General features: G+C 50.4%; 19 protein-coding genes and 1 tRNA gene. 11 read left to right on the top strand and 9 right to left on the bottom strand.

The features are described 5' to 3' along the window. Nucleotides 1–95: 95 nt before the first annotated feature. Entirely contained in the window at nucleotides 96–335 is a 240-nt protein-coding gene (locus tag NST44_RS26345; protein ID WP_244869126.1) for a DUF5316 family protein, read from the bottom strand. Nucleotides 336–1,263: 928 nt separating this feature from the next. On the opposite strand from NST44_RS26345, the gene NST44_RS26340 reads away from it, so the two are divergent. Together NST44_RS26340 and NST44_RS26335 are read left to right on the top strand one after the other, a co-directional pair. Continuing rightward, a complete protein-coding gene (locus NST44_RS26340) occupies nucleotides 1,264–2,121 on the top strand; it encodes an ATP-dependent DNA ligase (protein WP_144866493.1) in 858 nt (285 codons plus the stop codon). Between the two features lie 329 nt (nucleotides 2,122–2,450). Beyond that, nucleotides 2,451–3,014: a dihydrofolate reductase family protein gene (locus NST44_RS26335; RefSeq protein ID WP_007129541.1), complete on the top strand. Its 564-nt coding sequence runs from the start codon at nucleotides 2,451–2,453 to the stop codon at nucleotides 3,012–3,014. A 392-nt stretch (nucleotides 3,015–3,406) separates the two neighbouring features. On the opposite strand, the gene NST44_RS26330 is transcribed toward NST44_RS26335, so the two are convergent. Then, nucleotides 3,407–3,479, bottom strand: a tRNA-Val gene (locus NST44_RS26330). Nucleotides 3,480–3,620: 141 nt separating this feature from the next. On the opposite strand from NST44_RS26330, the gene NST44_RS26325 reads away from it, so the two are divergent. Both NST44_RS26325 and NST44_RS26320 read left to right on the top strand, forming a co-directional pair. Beyond that, the gene (locus NST44_RS26325; protein WP_007129596.1) at nucleotides 3,621–3,884 is read left to right on the top strand and encodes a hypothetical protein; all 264 of its coding nucleotides are present in this window, start codon (nucleotides 3,621–3,623) and stop codon (nucleotides 3,882–3,884) included. Nucleotides 3,885–4,261: 377 nt separating this feature from the next. Next, complete coding sequence (locus NST44_RS26320) at nucleotides 4,262–4,705, top strand: GNAT family N-acetyltransferase (protein WP_007129598.1); 444 nt, start codon at nucleotides 4,262–4,264, stop codon at nucleotides 4,703–4,705. Nucleotides 4,706–4,770: 65 nt separating this feature from the next. Here NST44_RS26320 and NST44_RS26315 read toward each other — a convergent pair whose 3' ends face one another. Then, entirely contained in the window at nucleotides 4,771–5,004 is a 234-nt protein-coding gene (locus NST44_RS26315; RefSeq protein WP_007129599.1) for a DUF3892 domain-containing protein, read from the bottom strand. Between the two features lie 142 nt (nucleotides 5,005–5,146). After that, on the bottom strand, nucleotides 5,147–5,884 hold the full coding sequence (locus tag NST44_RS26310; RefSeq protein WP_007129600.1) for an MBL fold metallo-hydrolase: 738 nt from the start codon (nucleotides 5,882–5,884) through the stop codon (nucleotides 5,147–5,149). A gap of 228 nt (nucleotides 5,885–6,112) precedes the next feature. Here NST44_RS26310 and NST44_RS26305 point away from each other — a divergent pair, with 228 nt between their 5' ends. Then, entirely contained in the window at nucleotides 6,113–6,667 is a 555-nt protein-coding gene (locus NST44_RS26305; protein WP_007129601.1) for a hypothetical protein, read from the top strand. A 98-nt stretch (nucleotides 6,668–6,765) separates the two neighbouring features. Further along, nucleotides 6,766–7,089, top strand: a complete 324-nt coding sequence (locus NST44_RS26300) for a DUF1292 domain-containing protein (protein ID WP_007129602.1) — start codon at nucleotides 6,766–6,768, stop codon at nucleotides 7,087–7,089. Nucleotides 7,090–7,259: 170 nt separating this feature from the next. On the opposite strand, the gene NST44_RS26295 is transcribed toward NST44_RS26300, so the two are convergent. The 3 genes from NST44_RS26295 to NST44_RS26285 all read right to left on the bottom strand — a co-directional run bounded on the left by NST44_RS26295 (nucleotide 7,260) and on the right by NST44_RS26285 (nucleotide 10,685). Then, nucleotides 7,260–8,096: an endonuclease/exonuclease/phosphatase family protein gene (locus tag NST44_RS26295; protein WP_007129603.1), complete on the bottom strand. Its 837-nt coding sequence runs from the start codon at nucleotides 8,094–8,096 to the stop codon at nucleotides 7,260–7,262. A 320-nt stretch (nucleotides 8,097–8,416) separates the two neighbouring features. Then, the gene (locus NST44_RS26290) at nucleotides 8,417–9,892 is read right to left on the bottom strand and encodes an aminotransferase class I/II-fold pyridoxal phosphate-dependent enzyme (protein ID WP_210095536.1); all 1,476 of its coding nucleotides are present in this window, start codon (nucleotides 9,890–9,892) and stop codon (nucleotides 8,417–8,419) included. A gap of 163 nt (nucleotides 9,893–10,055) precedes the next feature. Beyond that, nucleotides 10,056–10,685 carry a YktB family protein gene (locus NST44_RS26285; RefSeq protein ID WP_007129605.1) on the bottom strand — a complete coding sequence of 210 codons (630 nt, stop codon included), beginning with the start codon at nucleotides 10,683–10,685 and terminating at the stop codon, nucleotides 10,056–10,058. 267 nt (nucleotides 10,686–10,952) lie between these two features. Between NST44_RS26285 and NST44_RS26280 the strand changes: the two genes are divergently transcribed. Together NST44_RS26280 and gndA are read left to right on the top strand one after the other, a co-directional pair. Continuing rightward, nucleotides 10,953–11,549, top strand: coding sequence for a hypothetical protein (locus NST44_RS26280; protein WP_007129606.1), 597 nt, complete (start codon nucleotides 10,953–10,955; stop codon nucleotides 11,547–11,549). Nucleotides 11,550–11,772: 223 nt separating this feature from the next. Further along, entirely contained in the window at nucleotides 11,773–13,182 is a 1,410-nt protein-coding gene (gene gndA / locus NST44_RS26275) for an NADP-dependent phosphogluconate dehydrogenase (protein WP_028405207.1), read from the top strand. Between the two features lie 42 nt (nucleotides 13,183–13,224). Here gndA and NST44_RS26270 read toward each other — a convergent pair whose 3' ends face one another. Then, a complete protein-coding gene (locus NST44_RS26270; protein WP_007129608.1) occupies nucleotides 13,225–13,587 on the bottom strand; it encodes a hypothetical protein in 363 nt (120 codons plus the stop codon). 223 nt (nucleotides 13,588–13,810) lie between these two features. On the opposite strand from NST44_RS26270, the gene NST44_RS26265 reads away from it, so the two are divergent. After that, entirely contained in the window at nucleotides 13,811–14,323 is a 513-nt protein-coding gene (locus tag NST44_RS26265; RefSeq protein WP_028405209.1) for a shikimate kinase, read from the top strand. Between the two features lie 124 nt (nucleotides 14,324–14,447). On the opposite strand, the gene NST44_RS26260 is transcribed toward NST44_RS26265, so the two are convergent. Then, nucleotides 14,448–14,753 carry a rhodanese-like domain-containing protein gene (locus NST44_RS26260; RefSeq protein WP_007129610.1) on the bottom strand — a complete coding sequence of 102 codons (306 nt, stop codon included), beginning with the start codon at nucleotides 14,751–14,753 and terminating at the stop codon, nucleotides 14,448–14,450. A 176-nt stretch (nucleotides 14,754–14,929) separates the two neighbouring features. Between NST44_RS26260 and aroA the strand changes: the two genes are divergently transcribed. Continuing rightward, nucleotides 14,930–16,222, top strand: coding sequence for a 3-phosphoshikimate 1-carboxyvinyltransferase (gene aroA / locus NST44_RS26255; protein WP_340901052.1), 1,293 nt, complete (start codon nucleotides 14,930–14,932; stop codon nucleotides 16,220–16,222). Between the two features lie 48 nt (nucleotides 16,223–16,270). Continuing rightward, complete coding sequence (locus tag NST44_RS26250) at nucleotides 16,271–16,693, top strand: CoA-binding protein (RefSeq protein ID WP_007129612.1); 423 nt, start codon at nucleotides 16,271–16,273, stop codon at nucleotides 16,691–16,693. Nucleotides 16,694–16,723 lie beyond the last annotated feature (30 nt).

Here is a 16,723-nt window from a genome sequence, read left to right as displayed (position 1 = left end):
CTGTTTGTTATGGATACACCTAACAATCTTTTTTTGAAGGATCCATAATAGGCTGGAAAGTAGGTGAGGAGCAGGATCGTTGGAACATTAAATGGTTATGTGGAAGCGGGGGTGCTTTTATGATCATTTAAAAAGATACACAATCCCGGCCGCTGATAGTAATACGATCCCGGCTCGGCTATAAAGAACCTATTGGCCGCTTTCTTTTTTGATGTCCGATCATCCTTCGAATCCGCATAAAAGTTCCCCCTTTGCTGGTATCCCGTCGTCCATGCGCCAGATAAGAGCCCCGTTACCAGGATGCAAGCAATACCTGCATATAAGAGCAGATCCATGATTGAGTTCCTCCCGCCATACTCTTTATCGTTTAGAACGCCTGTTAAGCGGGATTGGTTATGCATTTTTGAGGAAGTTGTTTCGGTGATTAATAATGGATGCAGCCTTGCCGTCAGATTTCTTGAGGAAGGGCGATGTGAAGGAAGAAGAATAAGGATTAGGAAGCTATAAGAAGGGGGATAAGGGTTAGAGCGTTTAAGAAACGGTTTTGCATGGGATTGTTCTTCTAATTATTGACCCATCGGAGGGATAGAAAGGAGTCACTTTTGGAGAGCTGTACAGGACAAAGAAATAGTTCATGGTCATAGCTACATACGAATAAGTACCCCGTCGGGATGGTTCAGTTGTGAGTTTTTTATTTTTTCATGCGCTTTAAGAGGATCATAACAATCCATACGAGCAGTATCGTGGCTATAAATGGAAAAACCAGAGTGATAAGTTTCATTTTGAGAAACCTCCAGAATTATCTTTGGATTCGGATTCAATTACTATAAGGTAATTATAACAGCTACGAAGGTATATACGGCATTCGGTATGATACTAGACGCATAGGAATGAGGGCAGATGAGTCCAAAGAAAATGGATCAAAAAGGAGAGCAGAGCCGTCTTTTGTTACCCTCTTGTCCCTAAATCCCTATCAACTGTGAAATGGGGGATATGAGCACGTGCCAACAAATCTTTGTGATCATTAATGTATAAACTTAACTCCGAATACTTCTTCAGTTTCCTGCTGCAAGTGTGGTGTGAGAATGACGGTCTAGCCTCTTTATACTTGATCCCCCCCGCTGAAAGGATTGGTTAAAGATTGTCGTCCATTCGTGCTGTTCCCGAACAAAGAGTTTTGGATGATATTCATGTTGTGATTTACAATACTTACCGCCTCTCATAGAACATGCCAAAAGGTATAATCGATGGAGAGGTGTTCCTATGTTTATTAGCCCGATGTTATTAGAGACAGCAAGTGGCCCATTTAGCCACAATGATTATATATTTGAGCCCAAAATCGACGGGCACCGGCTCCTGTTCTCCCAGGAGGACGGCCGAATCCAGTTGTATACCCGGCATGAGACATGCTGCACGCGGCAGTATCCCGAGCTTCTGAAGCCGTTTGAACATGATATCCTTCTGGATGGTGAGGTTGCTTGTACCGATCCGCAGACGGGGCTGGTTGACTTCGAAAACGTCATGACCCGGTTCCAGGCCAAGAAGGAGCAGCGTATCCGGCAGCTAATGGACATATCGCCAGTGACCTATGTTGCGTTCGACATCCTGAGATACAAGGGGCAGGACCTTCGAGAGTTGCCCCTGCTGAGGCGTAAAGAGATTCTGGCAGGCATCAGCATGCCGAACAGACACTTCGGTATCATACCCTTTGTGGAGGGAGCAGGAGAGGCACTGTTTGGGCAAATGAGGGCCCAGGAGCTCGAGGGGATGGTCGGGAAGCTTCAGGGCAGCCGGTACGAGAGTCGCCGATCACCAGCCTGGCAGAAGGTCATCAATTGGACCTATGCCGAAGTGTTTATCACCGGCTACCGGAAAGAAGAATTCGGTTGGTTAACGACTGTGATGACGGAAAACGGGCGTCTGCGGCCGACTGGTATTGTCGAGCTGGGCGTGCCGCCGAAGGCCAAACGAGCCTTTTACGGAGTGAGCCAGCAGCTTGTAACGGGTGAGGATAAAAATTTCGTTCACCTGAAACCACGGATCCGGGCGAAGGTGAAAACCCGGAACTGGACCAAGGCAGGCATGCTGCGGTCGCCGGCGTTTGTTGAATTTGTCATTTGAATAGCAGAAGGAAAATCCCCTCTTCTTATCAAACCTATGGCTGTAAGGAAAAATAGAAGGGATTACTTGACCTGAAATAACTTATAACGGAGATACAACTGAAGGAGATTGAAAGGATAAAAAGCTGCCCTTAGGCGGCTTTTTCTTTTACATAAGAACGCAGGAAGAAGGTGTATGATATGATTCCGTTGCCGAAGAGCGTTGGGTTTATAATTTATTTGGGAAATGCAGGGATCGACTTCTCGATGTCGAAATACCAAATACCAATGAGTGAGAATCAAATCGGCTCCATGTTGTGGAAGTACTGACCATTAGAAGGGTGGTATCCTATGATTGAACTGGTGTATCATGTTGCCGTAACTGCTGATCTGTTCATTGCGGACAAAAATGGCGTTGCGGATGATTCCGTATTTCTGTATGCGGATGACGGCGGTGATTTCTTCGAAAGTGTCCGGCAGTATCATGCTGTATTGATGGGTAGAAAAACATATGAATATGGATTTCAATATGGATTGAAGCCGGGTGAACCTTCCGGAATTGCGCAGGCGGCTCATCCTGGACTGAAGCATTATATTTTCTCGAATCAAATGGAATTTGAATCCAATGAGCAAGTGGAGCTTGTCAAAGAGGATGTGGTGTCGTTTTGTACGAGGCTAAAACAGGAAACTACGGATCAGCAGAAAAAAATATGGTTATGCGGAGGAGGAAATCTGGCCGGAAAGCTCCTCGACCACCAATTGATTGACACGTTGATTTTGAAGGTCAATCCCATCATTCTTGGTGAAGGCATTCCGTTGTTTGGAGCCAGCAAGAAGAAAATCAATTTGAAATTAACTGACATCAAGTCTTATGAAAGCGGAGTGATCGTGCCTACTTATCAGATTATATATTGAGAGTCTGTATGCACCAGAAAGAGCTGCGCTATACTTACGAGTGCTGAATTTGTAAATACAAAGGAAGTACAACTTTAGCTTTATCTAGTGCCCTTCTACTCCTTGACGGGAAATCGTGTGTCATATAAAAAAAGCACCTAATCGGGTGCTTTTTTTATGGGATTTGATTAACGGGATGAGTGATGTGTCAACTTACCGCGCAAACATATCAGGAAAAGAACCTGCCATTCACCCGGATCGACAAATTTGTTTGAGATATGGGGTAAAGCCCAATGAACAACAGATTTACTTTACCCTCAATAAAACCCTTTCGGCACCAATTCGACATTTCTGGACTGGGGAGTGAATGAGATAAAACAAAAGAACCCTTGCTACGCAAGGGCTCTCGGTGATGATCTGTAGTGGGCTCGAACCACTGACCCCCACCCTGTCAAGATGGTGCTCTCCCAGCTGAGCTAACAGATCAGAAATAAAATAAAAAATTGAGGTAATTCATATATTACCAGCAGACAAGCTGGCTGTCAACGGTTTTTTCGTTATAAAATAGGACGTTTCGGTTCAGACTAGGAAAAGTGCCATTTTTCCATAAACAGGAGCGTGAATTCCATGAAACAAGCAGCTTACTTCAGCATGAATCGAATCGCGGTTGCTGCTGTAACCCTAACCACCATCGCAGTCGTCAGCGGATGCAGCGTTCCGGAACGGACGTCGGTTCAGCTTGAGCCCTTGAACTCGCCTTCGGCTCCCGTTCTGCTGGATGTATACAGCCGTTCGGTTCAAAACGAAGTATATTCAAGGGATGGGGAGCTTCGTCCCGAACCGATGTCAACGCTTGAATCCGATCCAACGCTGCCCGAGCTGACCCATTGATTCCGTTTGGCATCAATCGTTCATCAGAGGAGCGGTAGTCCCGCTACTCGATCGGTTCCTTGTCATAACGTGCAAGCGCGGATGTTCGGTAACCGCCGGCCACAAGGCTGGCGGCCGCAATTTAACCAAGTTATCTATTCCTCATCCCATTTGCGGGAGTAACCCTTCTTTATTGCCCAGAATACTGGAAAAATGATGAGGACGGCAATGATAGCGGCTACAAAAATCGTGCCTCCGATTCCCATGCTCGGCCTAGCTCCTTTCTAAGAAGACGTTAGCTTCTACTATACAGGAAATCAAATCTTTTGTATAATATTTCGATCTGATAAAGATAGAGGGTTCCGATAGACGAATCTACATAAAGAGGTGTGAATCAAGTGGCAGCAGAGATTATTAATGTGACGACCGAGGAGCAGCTGGAGCAAGCACTGGACATCCGTAAAGATGTGTTCGTGCTGGAGCAGAAGGTGCCGATTGATCTGGAGATTGACGATTATGACCGGTTGGATGCGGAGGCCTGGCATGTATTGATCAAATCGGAAGGGCAGTATGCCGCAACCGGCCGTTTGACCTACTATAATAAGGATTCGGCGAAAATGCAGCGGATCGCCGTCCGCAAGCCGTTCCGCTCCAAAGGCATCGGCCGGGTGCTGATGATGGCATTAGAAACGCAGGCTCGGGAGCTGAAGCTGCCTTATGCAGTGCTGGATGCCCAAGTACAGGCAGAGCCGTTTTACCGTAAGCTCGGATACGAGACGATATCGGATGAACCGTTCGACGATGCGGGGATTCCCCATGTTCGGATGAAAAAAGAGCTGTAATCCTGCTCATCCCTGGCATGAAGAAGAGGCCCAGCGTTGGATCGCAGGGCCTCTTTATCGATCTTTTAGAATGTCGGCAGATTGTCCAAATTGTTGCTTGGATCGCCATCGGCATTCGAACGGAGATGCTCGTCACCGTCACGTCCGCGAAATACATTCACATTCTTGATTTGTTTATTCTTCGCCATTTGCTGGGCTGTTTTGTAATCGACGACCGTTCCGTCCTCGAGCTTCAGCTCGACGATATCGCCATCGCCGTTTTTCCGTACGCCTACGACTTCTTGAGAATTGTTTTCCATGATATATCGCCTCCCGGGTATAGAGTTCCCGGGTCCGATCCTATCTATGCACCCCAAAACCATGCAGTATTCTGAATCTTCCGTCGGTCTGCTGCGGATATTCAAGCCTCAGACAGCTTGGAATCTCTTTTCCCGTTTCGACCTATAACTCGTAGATGCGCTGCTGCTCCAGAAATTCCATCAATCCGGTCTTGCCGATATAATCTTTGGCATTGTCCCCATAGTGCATTAGATAAGTGCGTTCTTGAATATTCTCCGGCAGACTAAGCAGCTCCTCCAGCGTGGTGTGGACCTCGCCCGGCCCCTGCAGCTGACACTCATGCAGAATTACCTCGCACCCCCGGTCCTGTACCAGTGTACGAAGCAGCGCAGGATCGAATACCATATCGGCGCTGTAAAAAATCCGTTCATTCAAATAAAGCGAATAGCTGCTCTTCCCCGGGATATGCCGGGTTTGAATCAGCTCCACGGACAATCCGGACGAAATATCCGTCTTTACCCCCGGCTTCAGCGGATGGACGTCAAAGATATCGTCCAGCGAGGTGATTTGACCTTCTTGATACATGCCGCCCCGCAAGGTGTTCTCCCACAGCGGCTGGACAAGCGCTTCGCCGATGTAGAGCGGAAGCTTGCGCTTGTATTGCAGCTTTGTGATAAAAGCAAGCTCCTCCAAACCGCCGACATGGTCCCCATGAATGTGGGTGATCAGCACCGCATCGATGTCATTGAACGTAGCCCCGAGCTGGTGCAACGCCATAGGGGCTGTAATCCCGCAATCGACCATCAGCGTATACCCGTTGTCATCAATCAGCGCGTTATTGTTGTAGTACTGCTTGGCAAACGCACCGCCGGTGCCAAGCATTTGCAATTTCAAAGTCAATGTGCGTAACCTCCTGATGTATGATGTGAAAATCCTGGCAAGCTACTTTATATTGTACCGAAACCAGGGCGGAAGTACACGGTCTTTAAATACCTTCTTAGGCGGTAGTTTCATCAACAAAATTAGACAAATTTTTTTCCACAAACTGCTGGACAGAGCGCAACTTGTTATTTGGGTTGTAGTATACACATATAACAACATGATGAGCTATTGGGGGGAACGGATAAGATGAAGTGGAAGAAAGTGATGGCGTGCGTTCTGGTCCTTTCGTTAATGGGTGGCAGTACGCTTTTATTTGCGGATTCCGTACAAGAGCGTGTCCGGGTATGGCTCAACGGACGCGAATTAAAGGACGGCGGTTATGTGATCGACGGCAAAACCTACGTGCCGGTGCGGGAGTTTGACGGTGCCGTGGACTGGAATTCGAAGACAGGTAATGTCGAAGTGATTAAACCTAATGTGCATATTTTCCTGTTCAAAGGGGACACTGTATTCGGGAACGTCAACAGGGGCAAGCTGAAATTCAACGTATTCAGCCAGGTCGACAGCCTGAATAACGATATCCATGCGGTGAAGGTTGCGATCGAAGACCCATCCGGTCATGTCAAGGATATTCAATCCCAGGTCGTTCAAGACCGGAAGGACAATTTTTGGTTCCGCACCTATGATTTTACGTATGACTTTAAAACGTCAGGCAAATACTCGGTCGGCTTTTATGTCCAGGTTAAACCCGATTCCGGCTTCGTCAAGGTTGCCGAAAAGGTGATCACGGCGCTGAACTAAACGCAGGTTGTGGGCGCCTCAGGAAAAATTGACCTGAAGAAGCCTTACGTGATACGATACGAAAGTATGATAATTTAACCCGAAGTGAGGTTTTTTCAATGAGCGAACACAAACACGAACACGGAGATGCTTGCGGCTGCGGTCACGATCATGACCACGACCATGATCATGAGGAGTTTGTGCTTACATTGACGGATGAGCAGGGCAAAGAAGTGGAAATGGTTCTCGTAGAAACCTTTGATGTGGGCGAGAAGCTTTATGCACTGCTGCTTGAGCGCGACAATCCGGAAGCGGACGGCGTCATCCTGCGTATGGAAGAAGAGAACGAGGAAATGGTTCTTTACAATATCGAGGACGAAGCGGAATGGAACGAAGTAGAGGCCGCTTATAACGAGCTGGTCGCTGCAGCGAATCAGGAATAATATCCGCATAGGAGCAAGAAAGCAGGCTGCCTCTGGGAGATCTCCCGGAAGCGGCCTGTTTTTGCGTTCGATAAAGGAACCGGATTTCATCCTGGTATGCGCCGCTCTATGCGTTCACTCCATCAGGTTAGTGATAAGTATTTGTGCCACACCTCCAGATTACAGTATCGTTAATGGCCGCCCTTTCTTGCGAAGACGACCTCCGTCACGATCGGCAAATGATCTGATGCCTCTGTGTGGATGACACGCTGGTTTGCGTGCGAAACGCCGGGAGAGGTTAAAATATAGTCAATCGTCACCGACGGGTTGCGAACCGGAAAAGTATAGGCGTCCTCGATGCCTTGGAAGCTGTCGACGAATAAGCCGCTGTTCAGCAATAGCCCAACTTCCTCGCTTGCAGGCTCGGCGTTCAGATCACCAAGCAGCAGGGCCGGACCATCGGAGGCGGAGGTCGAAGCGAGATCGACGATTTCCTGCGCCTGCGCCAAACGGCTCGTTACATCAAGGCCAAGGTGCGTGTTATATACATTGACATGGACTCCTCGTACATTGATCACGGCATGCAATACACCGCGTTGCTCCTTGCCGAAGCTGCTAAGCCATACGTTTTCGGACTTCAGGATCGGATATTTGCTAAGAATCGCGGTTCCGTACTGACGGTTCTCAGTCTGTCCTTCGGCTGGAGCCAAATCCAGGTTTGCCCCGTAAGCATAATGATAGCCAAGCAATTCAGCCAATTCTTTGGCTTGATCCTGGAAGCCGCTTCGCTCCCCATAGAACCGGTCCACTTCCTGCAGACCGACGATGTCCGCTCCGGCATCCCGGATGACTCCTGCAATCCGTTCGAGACTTAATTGATTATCCAGGCCGACGCCATGGTGGATGTTGTACGACATAACGGTTGCCGGCACCTTGCCTCCATATCCGTTGTCCGCGGCCTGAGCGCCGAATGGAAGCATGGACATAAGCAGCAGGGCAGTGAAGAGCGAAACTACTTGTTTTTTCATCAACAAATCTCCCTTCTATGAATAGATGCTGGAAGAACAAATAACCATGATATGGATGGATGAAGCGGTTCCAAACTTATTATACATCGCTACTGTAAATGCCGGATGAAATTGGATAGAGGGAGGGGAAAATTGAGGAGAAGGACATAGCCTTCCGTTAAGCAAAGCCCTCGGGTGATTCAAACGGCCAGTGTCATTAGCCCGTGTTATTTGCAAAAAGGAGAGACTATGGTCCCTGATCACGCTGGTTAAATGGATGGTAAAGGACAAAAACCCGGAGCAAACCTGCTCCGGGTTAGACTAGCGTAAAATAAGTTTCATTAGAAGATCGGATCGGCTTCTACAATAACCTTAACATTCTGAATGCTGCGGTCCTCAGGGCCTTTCACCGGGAGTCCGACCTCGACGTGATCGATAATGTAGTCGATGTTTTCCTGGGAAATAACTTCACCCGGCAGCAGGATCGGGATTCCCGGCGGATAGACATAAATAAATTCGGCGATGATCCGTCCGGCCGATTCTTTAAATGGAATGATCTCGGTGTCCCCGTAGAAGGCATCGCGCGGGATAAGCGACAGCTGCGGAATCTCCGGTGTCTTCACAACAAGCTCATTGATTTCATTCACATGAATATATTCGTTGGACAGCTCGCGCAGAGCGGTCAGCAGCGTATCGATCGTATCCCGGTTATCCCCCGGGGTAATGAGGCACAGGATGTTGTACATATCGCTGAGCTCTACTTCGATATTATAATGATCGCGGAGCCAGTTCTCGGTCTCGTACCCGGTAATGCCCAGATGGCGGACATGGATCGTCAGCTTGGTCGGGTCATAGGAGTAAGTCGCCTCGCTGCCCAGAATTTCATCCCCGAAGCAATATAGCCCCTCAATCTCGTTGATCTGACGACGGGCATACTGTGCGAGCTCGATCGTTCTCGCAGCCATTTCCTTCCCGTGCAGCGCCAAATTGCGGCGTGACGTATCCAGCGATGCAAGCAGGATATAGGAGGTCGAGGTCGTCGTCAGCATGCTGATGATGGTCTGCACCCGATACGGATTAATATAGCCGTTCTTCGTGTTGACGTTCAGCACCGAGCTTTGCGTCATGGAGCCGCCGAGCTTATGGACGCTGGTCGCAGCCATGTCGGCGCCTGCTTCCATAGCGGACATCGGAAGCTCTTCATGGAAATGGATCAGCACGCCATGTGCTTCGTCCACCAGAACCGGCACGTTGTAGCTGTGGGCAAGATCGACAATTTCCTTCAGATTGGCGCTGACGCCGAAATAGGTCGGGTTGATGACTAAGACGGCTTTGGCGTCCGGATGGCGCTTCAGTGCTTTGCGCACCGAGCTGATCGTAATCCCGTGGTCGATCCCGACGTTGGGGTCCTGAGCCGGGGATACGAATACGGGCTTGGCCCCGGTGAAAATGATGGCGGACAAAACGGATTTATGCACGTTGCGGGGAACGATAATTTTATCCCCCGGGGCACATACGGACATGATCATGGTCATGATCGCCCCGCTTGTCCCTTGTACGCTGAAAAACGTATGGTCCGCGCCAAAGGCGTCGGCGGCCAGCTTCTGGGCCTCTTCGATAACACCGGTAGGCTGATGCAGGTCGTCCAGCGGCGCGATGTTGATCAGATCTATGGAAAGGGTGTTATCCCCTATAAATTCTCTAAACTCGGCATCGGTGCCTAAGCCCTTCTTATGCCCCGGAATGTGAAATTGAACCGGGTTTTTGGCCGCGTGTTCCTTGAGTGCGGTGAAGAGCGGTGTACGGCTATGGTCCATTGACGCTGTCACAACCTTTCCTTATGTGTATGGTTAATATTTGTCGGTTACTGCTTTTATATAAGCAAAATTGAGTATAGCAAAATGGGGGGGGAATGCAAGAAGTTTTCAAGCACGAAAAAAAGAGCTGCTCAAGCAGCCCTTTCGAATGATGATCCTGCGATCAAAACGACATTTTGTAAAGCGGCAGAAGCGTCTCGAAGGTCTCCTGGACCTTCTCCAGCAGCTTGTCCCCGCTCAGCTTGACCGCTTCCTCGCGCGGGATGCGAAGTCCGCACATCACTTCAGCCTTCTTGACCTCCTTCAGCTTATGAATAAGCTTCTCGAAGTCGCCTTGGCTCATCGATTGATGGGGCGTTCCCTCGGGGTTCATATGGTCCATAGACCAATAGAAATGACCCGGCAGCGCTTTGATCGTCTTCTTCAGCTTCGCTTCAAGGTTGGCTGCGAACACGGCTTTGTTCGGGCTTTCGTAAATGATCGCAAAAATAACAAACAGATGCGTGCCGAAGAGACCCACTTCAAAATGAGGGAGCGCTTTGTAGCCGCGCTTATTGGCAGCCCAGGCGACCCATGTATCGATCGGGGGGTTAACCTTGCGTCTGGCATGCTTCGCAACATGAACGAACATGTCCTCGCCTGCGAGAGCGGAAACAAGGGGGGCCAGCTCCGCTCCGATCAACTCCAGCTTTGGCCGAACGTGCTCGATGAGCGCTTCCATTCGAGCTTCGAGCCCAGGGACGGAGAATACGTCGAAATCTTGATCGTTAAATCCTGTGAACGCTGTTGTCATCTATGTGAAATCCTCCTGTTAAGTATCTTCATATGACCTATACTAGCTCTTTCCAATACCTTATTATACCATAGCTGACCCGTACTTCCCGCATGATGGGCATAAGCTTCACTGTAATTTCATCTGGGGAAAAATAGTCAATAAACCAAGTTACCGTTACATAAGATGGAGTATAAGATATAGATAAGACAACGTCAAAAAGCTGTGCAAGAGGGGGAATCTTCACCGTCGTTTTGTGATCGGTAGTAAACCGGAGGAGGGAGTGCCGTGAATAAGAGCGAGGAAGTGGAGTATTGCAACCTGGAGCTCCGGTTTGATCGCCGGCATATCCAGGACCTGATCAAGGAACTGATCCAAGAAGGATACTCACTGTATTGGAGCGAGAATGAGTCGCAGTTTATCATATCAATCCGGACAGGACGCAAGCTGGTAAAGCTTCGGTTTCAGCGCACAGGCAGCGGGTTTAAACTGGTCGGCGATTACATGATCCGGGATCCGAGGCTGGCGGAATGGATGGAGAAGCTGATCGAGAATACCCGAGGGCACGCTGTCGTCAAACGCTTCAAGGACCGGCAAATTTTAATCGAAAATATACTGTTCGGCGAAGTTATCCGCCTTGTGGAGATTACGGGCTATCGCCAGCGCGTCCTGTTCCAGAAGGGGACGCCGATGACAGAGCAGGAAATGATGCGATTATTCGAATCGGACGAAGGGGAACGAAGACTGCTGCTGTGCAGGCTGGAGACCGATGATGAGCTGGAGAAGCTGTATGAAGCGATGCAAGCGGGCGACAAGGAGAAGATCATGAGCTGCAAGCAGAGATTGAAGGAGCTTGCCTTAGAGCTGATGAGGCTTGAGTGGTAAGTCCCATTTTCATAGTTCCATGCCAAAAGCACGAACAACACTCCGAGTCAAAAGGGGTGTTTTCGCGCGCGTTCGCAGGTGATCCCCTTGAAGCCGGCGATCGACGTTTTTGTTACAGGGGTTCACTTCTCCACAGAAAAACGTTAAAATGAGAATAATGTAATCATCCCGATAGGGATTGGGTTGCTTATAAAATATACTGGAGTAAAGGATGGAGAACCAGATGTCAAAACAACAAATCGGTGTCATCGGCCTTGCTGTCATGGGTAAAAACCTGGCCTTGAACATCGAAAGCAAAGGTTTTACCGTTTCTGTATATAACCGCTCTCCGCAAAAAACGGAGGACATGCTGAAGGAAACCGTCGGCAAGCAGGTTAAAGGCACCTATTCGATCGAGGAATTCGTGGATTCCCTTGAGAAGCCCCGCAAAATTCTGATTATGGTTCAAGCCGGACAAGCTACGGATGCTACCATCGAGCAGCTGATCCCGCACTTGGACAAAGGCGATATCATTATCGACGGCGGTAACGCCTACTTCCCGGACACGCAGCGCCGCAGCAAGGAATTGGCCGAGAAAGGCTTTAACTTCATCGGTGCTGGGGTATCCGGCGGCGAAGAAGGCGCCCTGAAAGGTCCATCGATCATGCCTGGCGGACAAGAAAGTGCATACAAGCTGGTTGAGCCGATCCTGACGGCCATTTCCGCTAAAGTGAACGATGAACCTTGCTGTACATATATCGGTCCTGACGGTGCCGGACATTATGTGAAGATGGTTCACAACGGCATCGAGTATGGAGATATGCAGCTGATTTGTGAAGCATACCAATTGCTGAAAGACGTGCTTGGTCTGAATGCGAAGGATCTTCATGAAATCTTCACGGAATGGAATAAAGGCGAGCTCGACAGCTATCTGATCGAGATTACCGCCGACATTTTCTCCAAATACGACGAAGAAACAGGCAAGCCGATGGTGGATGTCATCCTGGATACAGCCGGACAAAAAGGCACGGGCAAATGGACAAGCCAAAGCTCCCTGGATCTTGGCGTGCCGCTCTCTATGATTACGGAATCCGTATTCTCCCGCTTCCTTTCCGCGATGAAGGACGAGCGCGTTGCGGCAAGCAAAATTTTGAATGGTCCGAAAACCGCTCCATTCGACGGCGACAAAGCGGAATTTATCGAAAATGTCCGCAAAGCGCTGTTCGCAAGCAAAATCGTATCTTACGCGCAAGGCTTCGCTCAGCTCCGCGTTGCATCCGATGAGTACGGCTGGAATCTGCAGTACGGCAATCTTGCTAAAATCTGGCGCGGCGGCTGCATTATCCGCTCCCGCTTCCTGCAGAACATCACGGACGCTTATGAGAACAATCCGGAGCTGAAGAACCTTCTGCTCGATCCGTTCTTCAAAGAAATTATCGAATCGTACCAAGATGCATGGCGTAAAGTCGTGGCATCCGCGGTATCGCTCGGTATTCCTGTTCCTGGCTTCTCCAGTGCGCTGGCTTACTACGACAGCTACCGTACGGCGAACCTTCCGGCGAACCTGCTTCAGGCTCAGCGCGATTACTTCGGGGCGCATACGTTCAAGCGTGTAGACAAGGAAGGAACGTTCCACTACAACTGGATGGAGTAATTGTCCATGGCAAGATGAGCTTGTCGTCTCACCAGGAGGAGGTCAATTCCCCTCCTCCGCCGGAGGGAGAAGCTGAGGTTTGCGGACCGGAGAGGGGGCTAACGCCTCCTGCAGCTCCGAAAGTCCGTGCATGGCCTCCAGCAGGCAAGTGCGAATGTCGCCGCTTTGGGCGTGGACATGGCTTCCGCTTCCAAACAGGAGCAGTGCGGCTTCGCAATAGCTGTAGAAGTTTTGCAGCAATCGTGGCTTTGAAAGATCCAGCAGGGCTGGATCCTTCGAAGCCACTTTTTTTTGTACAAAATGCAGCACCCAAACCACATCCTCTCTGCATAGAGGATAGGAGGGATCGAGGATCCGGCGGATACGCAAGGGCGCCGAGGCGATCGAGGAACGGTGATCGGACATATGGACGCGGTTCCTCCTTTCTTTCATTCTTGTATTCTTCCATTTCAGTATATGATCCGGATGTCCAAACTAGACTTTCTGTTAGATTTATCAGTTACCCTTACTAAAGCGGCGTGTTGTTCAGTAAGCCAGTAAGCCAGTAAGTCAGATCCATTGTCGAAAGTTTTCGGGCTATGGTATGATATGAACAACTTTATAGTGAAGCAGCAAATGGGGTGTAGCATTGAATACAAGGAGCGGGAACATCATCTTGATCGGGATGATGGGAACGGGGAAGTCAACCGTAGGGCGTCTCGTCGCCGATCATCTGAACTATTCGCTGGTCGATCTTGATGCCGAGATTGAGAGAATGGCCGGTAAAAGCATTCCGGATATATTCGCAGCGGACGGAGAGGGCTGTTTCCGGGATATCGAGACGGCGGCGCTTCGCGAGGTGCTGCATCGGACGAGCCAGATCATCGCGACCGGAGGGGGAGCGGTGCTCCGTCCCGAGAATTGCGAGGCGATGAAGCGGGGAGGCTGGGTCGTCGCATTGACGGCGGATGCCGATACGATTGTGGAACGGGTCCGGGGCGATGCCAACCGGCCGCTGCTTGCGGGCAATGTAGAGGAGCGAGTGCAGAGCATCCTAATGGAAAGAGCCGATAAATATCGTTTTGCCGATCTGATGGTGGATACCGCAGGGCTGACGGCGGATGAAGTCGCGGCTGAGATTTTAATGCATTACCGCGGCTAAGATGATCAGTGCTGGTCGGATGATAAAGAGCCTGTTCCAGGGAAAATGTGAACTGTTCTAGCGGGAGAGACAACAAGGCGGGGGAAACTGTAGCTTCCCCCGCCTTCCTGCAGACAATGAGCGGCTACTCCTCTTCATGCCACTGAAGCATGCCGCCTTTCAGGTTGATCACATTATGAATTCCTTGATGGCTCAGAAATTCGCACACATGCTGGCTGCGTCCGCCGCTGCGGCATATAATGACGACCTCTTCATTTCGAGGGATCTCATCGAGCCTGGCGGGGATTTCGCCCATCGGGATATGCTTGGCGCCGTTGATCATGCCGGCTGCCACTTCCTCGTCTTCCCGGACATCGATCATGTACACTTGCTCGCCGTTGTGAAGACGGCGTCTAAGCTCAGAAGTTTCCATCTGGGGAATCGGTTTCATCAGTTGACCTCTTTTCTGCAAAATGATAACGTCCCGAACAATCGGGCCGCCGGAAAATTAAAAAGTGATATGAACAATGATAACCAAGCGGCGATTTCTCTGTCAATCGACTGCCTTAGGATCATTTGGAAAACAGCGTACAAGCGCTATACTATATACAAGGAGAGATACATATTATGGATATCATTGTAAGGCCTACTCCCAAACTACAAGGCGAGATCGGGGCGTTGTCGTCCAAAAACTACACGACGCGCTACCTGCTTGCAGCCGCGCTGGCCGAAGGAACGAGCACGGTTTATTATCCGGCTCACAGCGAGGACAGCGATGCGATGAGACGCTGCATCCAAGATCTTGGAGCCGTCCTCGAGGAGGACGATGAGAAGGCGGTCATTACCGGCTTCGGCAAATCGCCGCGAAACGTGAAGGAATTGAATGTAGGGAATGCCGGAGCGGTGCTGCGTTTCTTAATGTGCGTAGCGGCTTTGTCCGAAGAGGTTACATTTGTAAACACATATCCGGAATCGCTAGGGAAGCGTCCGCATGATGACTTGATCGATGCGCTCGGGCAATTGGGCGTACAGGTGGAGCATAATGACGGGAAGCTGCCGATCACGATTCGCGGAGGCAGCCCGAAGGGCGGACGCATTACCGTCTCCGGCGAGGTCAGCTCGCAGTATTTGAGCGCCCTGCTGTTCCTGACGCCGCTGCTTGCCGAGGACAGCGAGATTACGGTGACCGGGGATCTGAAGTCGAAGGTGGTTGTCGGTCAGACGCTGGAAGTGCTGGAGCAGGCCGGGATTATGATCCATGCGGACGAGGACTACATGTTCTTCCGGGTTCCGGGCGGCCAGTCCTACAAAGCGCAGGTCTACACGGTTCAAGGCGACTATCCGGGTTCCGCCGCAGTCCTTGCCGCAGCAGCAGTAACGGAATCGGATGTAACGATCCGCAACCTCGCGGAGGACAGCAAGCAAGGGGAGCGCGCGATTATCGACGTGCTCCGCATGATGCAGGTTCCTCTTACGCACGAGAACGGCAATGTGCGCGTCCAAGGGAACGGGCGGCTCAAAGCGCTGGAATTTGACGGGGACACGGCGACGGACGCGGTGCTGGCGATGGTGGCGGCCGCCGTGTTTGCTGAAGGCACCTCCCGTTTTTACAATGTTGAGAATCTTCGGTACAAGGAATGTGACCGAATTACGGATTATTTGACGGAGCTGCGAAAGGCAGGCGCTAATGTGGAAGAACGTCAAGCTGAGATTATCGTTCACGGCTGTCCGGAAGGCGTCGAGGGCGGTGTCGAAATTAATGCCCACTACGATCACCGCGTAATTATGGCTTTGACGGTGGTGGGGCTTCGCTCCAAGCAGCCGCTGCGAATTCAGGACGCGCATCATGTCGCCAAATCCTACCCGCAGTATTTCGATCATCTGAAGGCGCTTGGGGCCGATGTGGAATGGGTAAAATAAGGGTAGCAAAGAGCCATTCGAAAAACTCCGAAAGGTGGTAACCATCCCATGGCATTTGAAAATCCGAGCCGCGAGCAAATTGCGGATATCTTGAAAAATGCAGGCAACATCGCCGTAGTCGGCCTGTCCGACCGCCCGGACCGCACTTCCCATATGGTAGCTGCGGCTATGCAAAGCCGGGGGTACCGGATCATTCCGGTAAATCCCGGAGCAGACGAAATTCTTGGGGAGAAATGCTATCCTTCCTTGAAGGACATACCGGAGCCTGTAACGATCGTGAATGTATTCCGGCGGAGCGAATATTGCGCCGACGTGGCACGGGAAGCTGCAGAGATCGGCGCCAAAGTGCTCTGGCTGCAGCAGGGCATCATCAGCGAGGAGGCGGCAGCGATCGCCGAGGAGAACGGCATGATCGCGGTCATGGACCGCTGCATTAAGGTAGAGGATTCGATCGCCCTGCGCGGCAAATAATTTTTTTATTTCGAGTGGATGGAAGAAGGG

The organism is Paenibacillus sp. FSL W8-0919, assembly GCF_038003785.1.
Taxonomy (GTDB): Bacteria; Bacillota; Bacilli; order Paenibacillales; family Paenibacillaceae; genus Paenibacillus_AQ; species Paenibacillus_AQ lactis.
Note: the sequence above shows the minus strand (reverse complement) of the source record. Positions and strands in the feature narration are given on the sequence as shown.

What these genes read in the sequence shown, in the direction of transcription:
- NST44_RS26345 (WP_244869126.1), bottom strand. Translation starts at nt 335, where the DNA reads ATGGATCTGCTCTTATATGCAGGTATTGCTTGCATCCTGGTAACGGGG.
- NST44_RS26340 (WP_144866493.1), top strand. Translation starts at nt 1,264, where the DNA reads ATGTTTATTAGCCCGATGTTATTAGAGACAGCAAGTGGCCCATTTAGC.
- NST44_RS26335 (WP_007129541.1), top strand. Translation starts at nt 2,451, where the DNA reads ATGATTGAACTGGTGTATCATGTTGCCGTAACTGCTGATCTGTTCATT.
- NST44_RS26325 (WP_007129596.1), top strand. Translation starts at nt 3,621, where the DNA reads ATGAAACAAGCAGCTTACTTCAGCATGAATCGAATCGCGGTTGCTGCT.
- NST44_RS26315 (WP_007129599.1), bottom strand. Translation starts at nt 5,004, where the DNA reads ATGGAAAACAATTCTCAAGAAGTCGTAGGCGTACGGAAAAACGGCGAT.
- NST44_RS26305 (WP_007129601.1), top strand. Translation starts at nt 6,113, where the DNA reads ATGAAGTGGAAGAAAGTGATGGCGTGCGTTCTGGTCCTTTCGTTAATG.
- NST44_RS26300 (WP_007129602.1), top strand. Translation starts at nt 6,766, where the DNA reads ATGAGCGAACACAAACACGAACACGGAGATGCTTGCGGCTGCGGTCAC.
- NST44_RS26295 (WP_007129603.1), bottom strand. Translation starts at nt 8,096, where the DNA reads ATGAAAAAACAAGTAGTTTCGCTCTTCACTGCCCTGCTGCTTATGTCC.
- NST44_RS26290 (WP_210095536.1), bottom strand. Translation starts at nt 9,892, where the DNA reads ATGGACCATAGCCGTACACCGCTCTTCACCGCACTCAAGGAACACGCG.
- NST44_RS26285 (WP_007129605.1), bottom strand. Translation starts at nt 10,685, where the DNA reads ATGACAACAGCGTTCACAGGATTTAACGATCAAGATTTCGACGTATTC.
- gndA (WP_028405207.1), top strand. Translation starts at nt 11,773, where the DNA reads ATGTCAAAACAACAAATCGGTGTCATCGGCCTTGCTGTCATGGGTAAA.
- NST44_RS26270 (WP_007129608.1), bottom strand. Translation starts at nt 13,587, where the DNA reads ATGTCCGATCACCGTTCCTCGATCGCCTCGGCGCCCTTGCGTATCCGC.
- NST44_RS26260 (WP_007129610.1), bottom strand. Translation starts at nt 14,753, where the DNA reads ATGAAACCGATTCCCCAGATGGAAACTTCTGAGCTTAGACGCCGTCTT.
- aroA (WP_340901052.1), top strand. Translation starts at nt 14,930, where the DNA reads ATGGATATCATTGTAAGGCCTACTCCCAAACTACAAGGCGAGATCGGG.
- NST44_RS26250 (WP_007129612.1), top strand. Translation starts at nt 16,271, where the DNA reads ATGGCATTTGAAAATCCGAGCCGCGAGCAAATTGCGGATATCTTGAAA.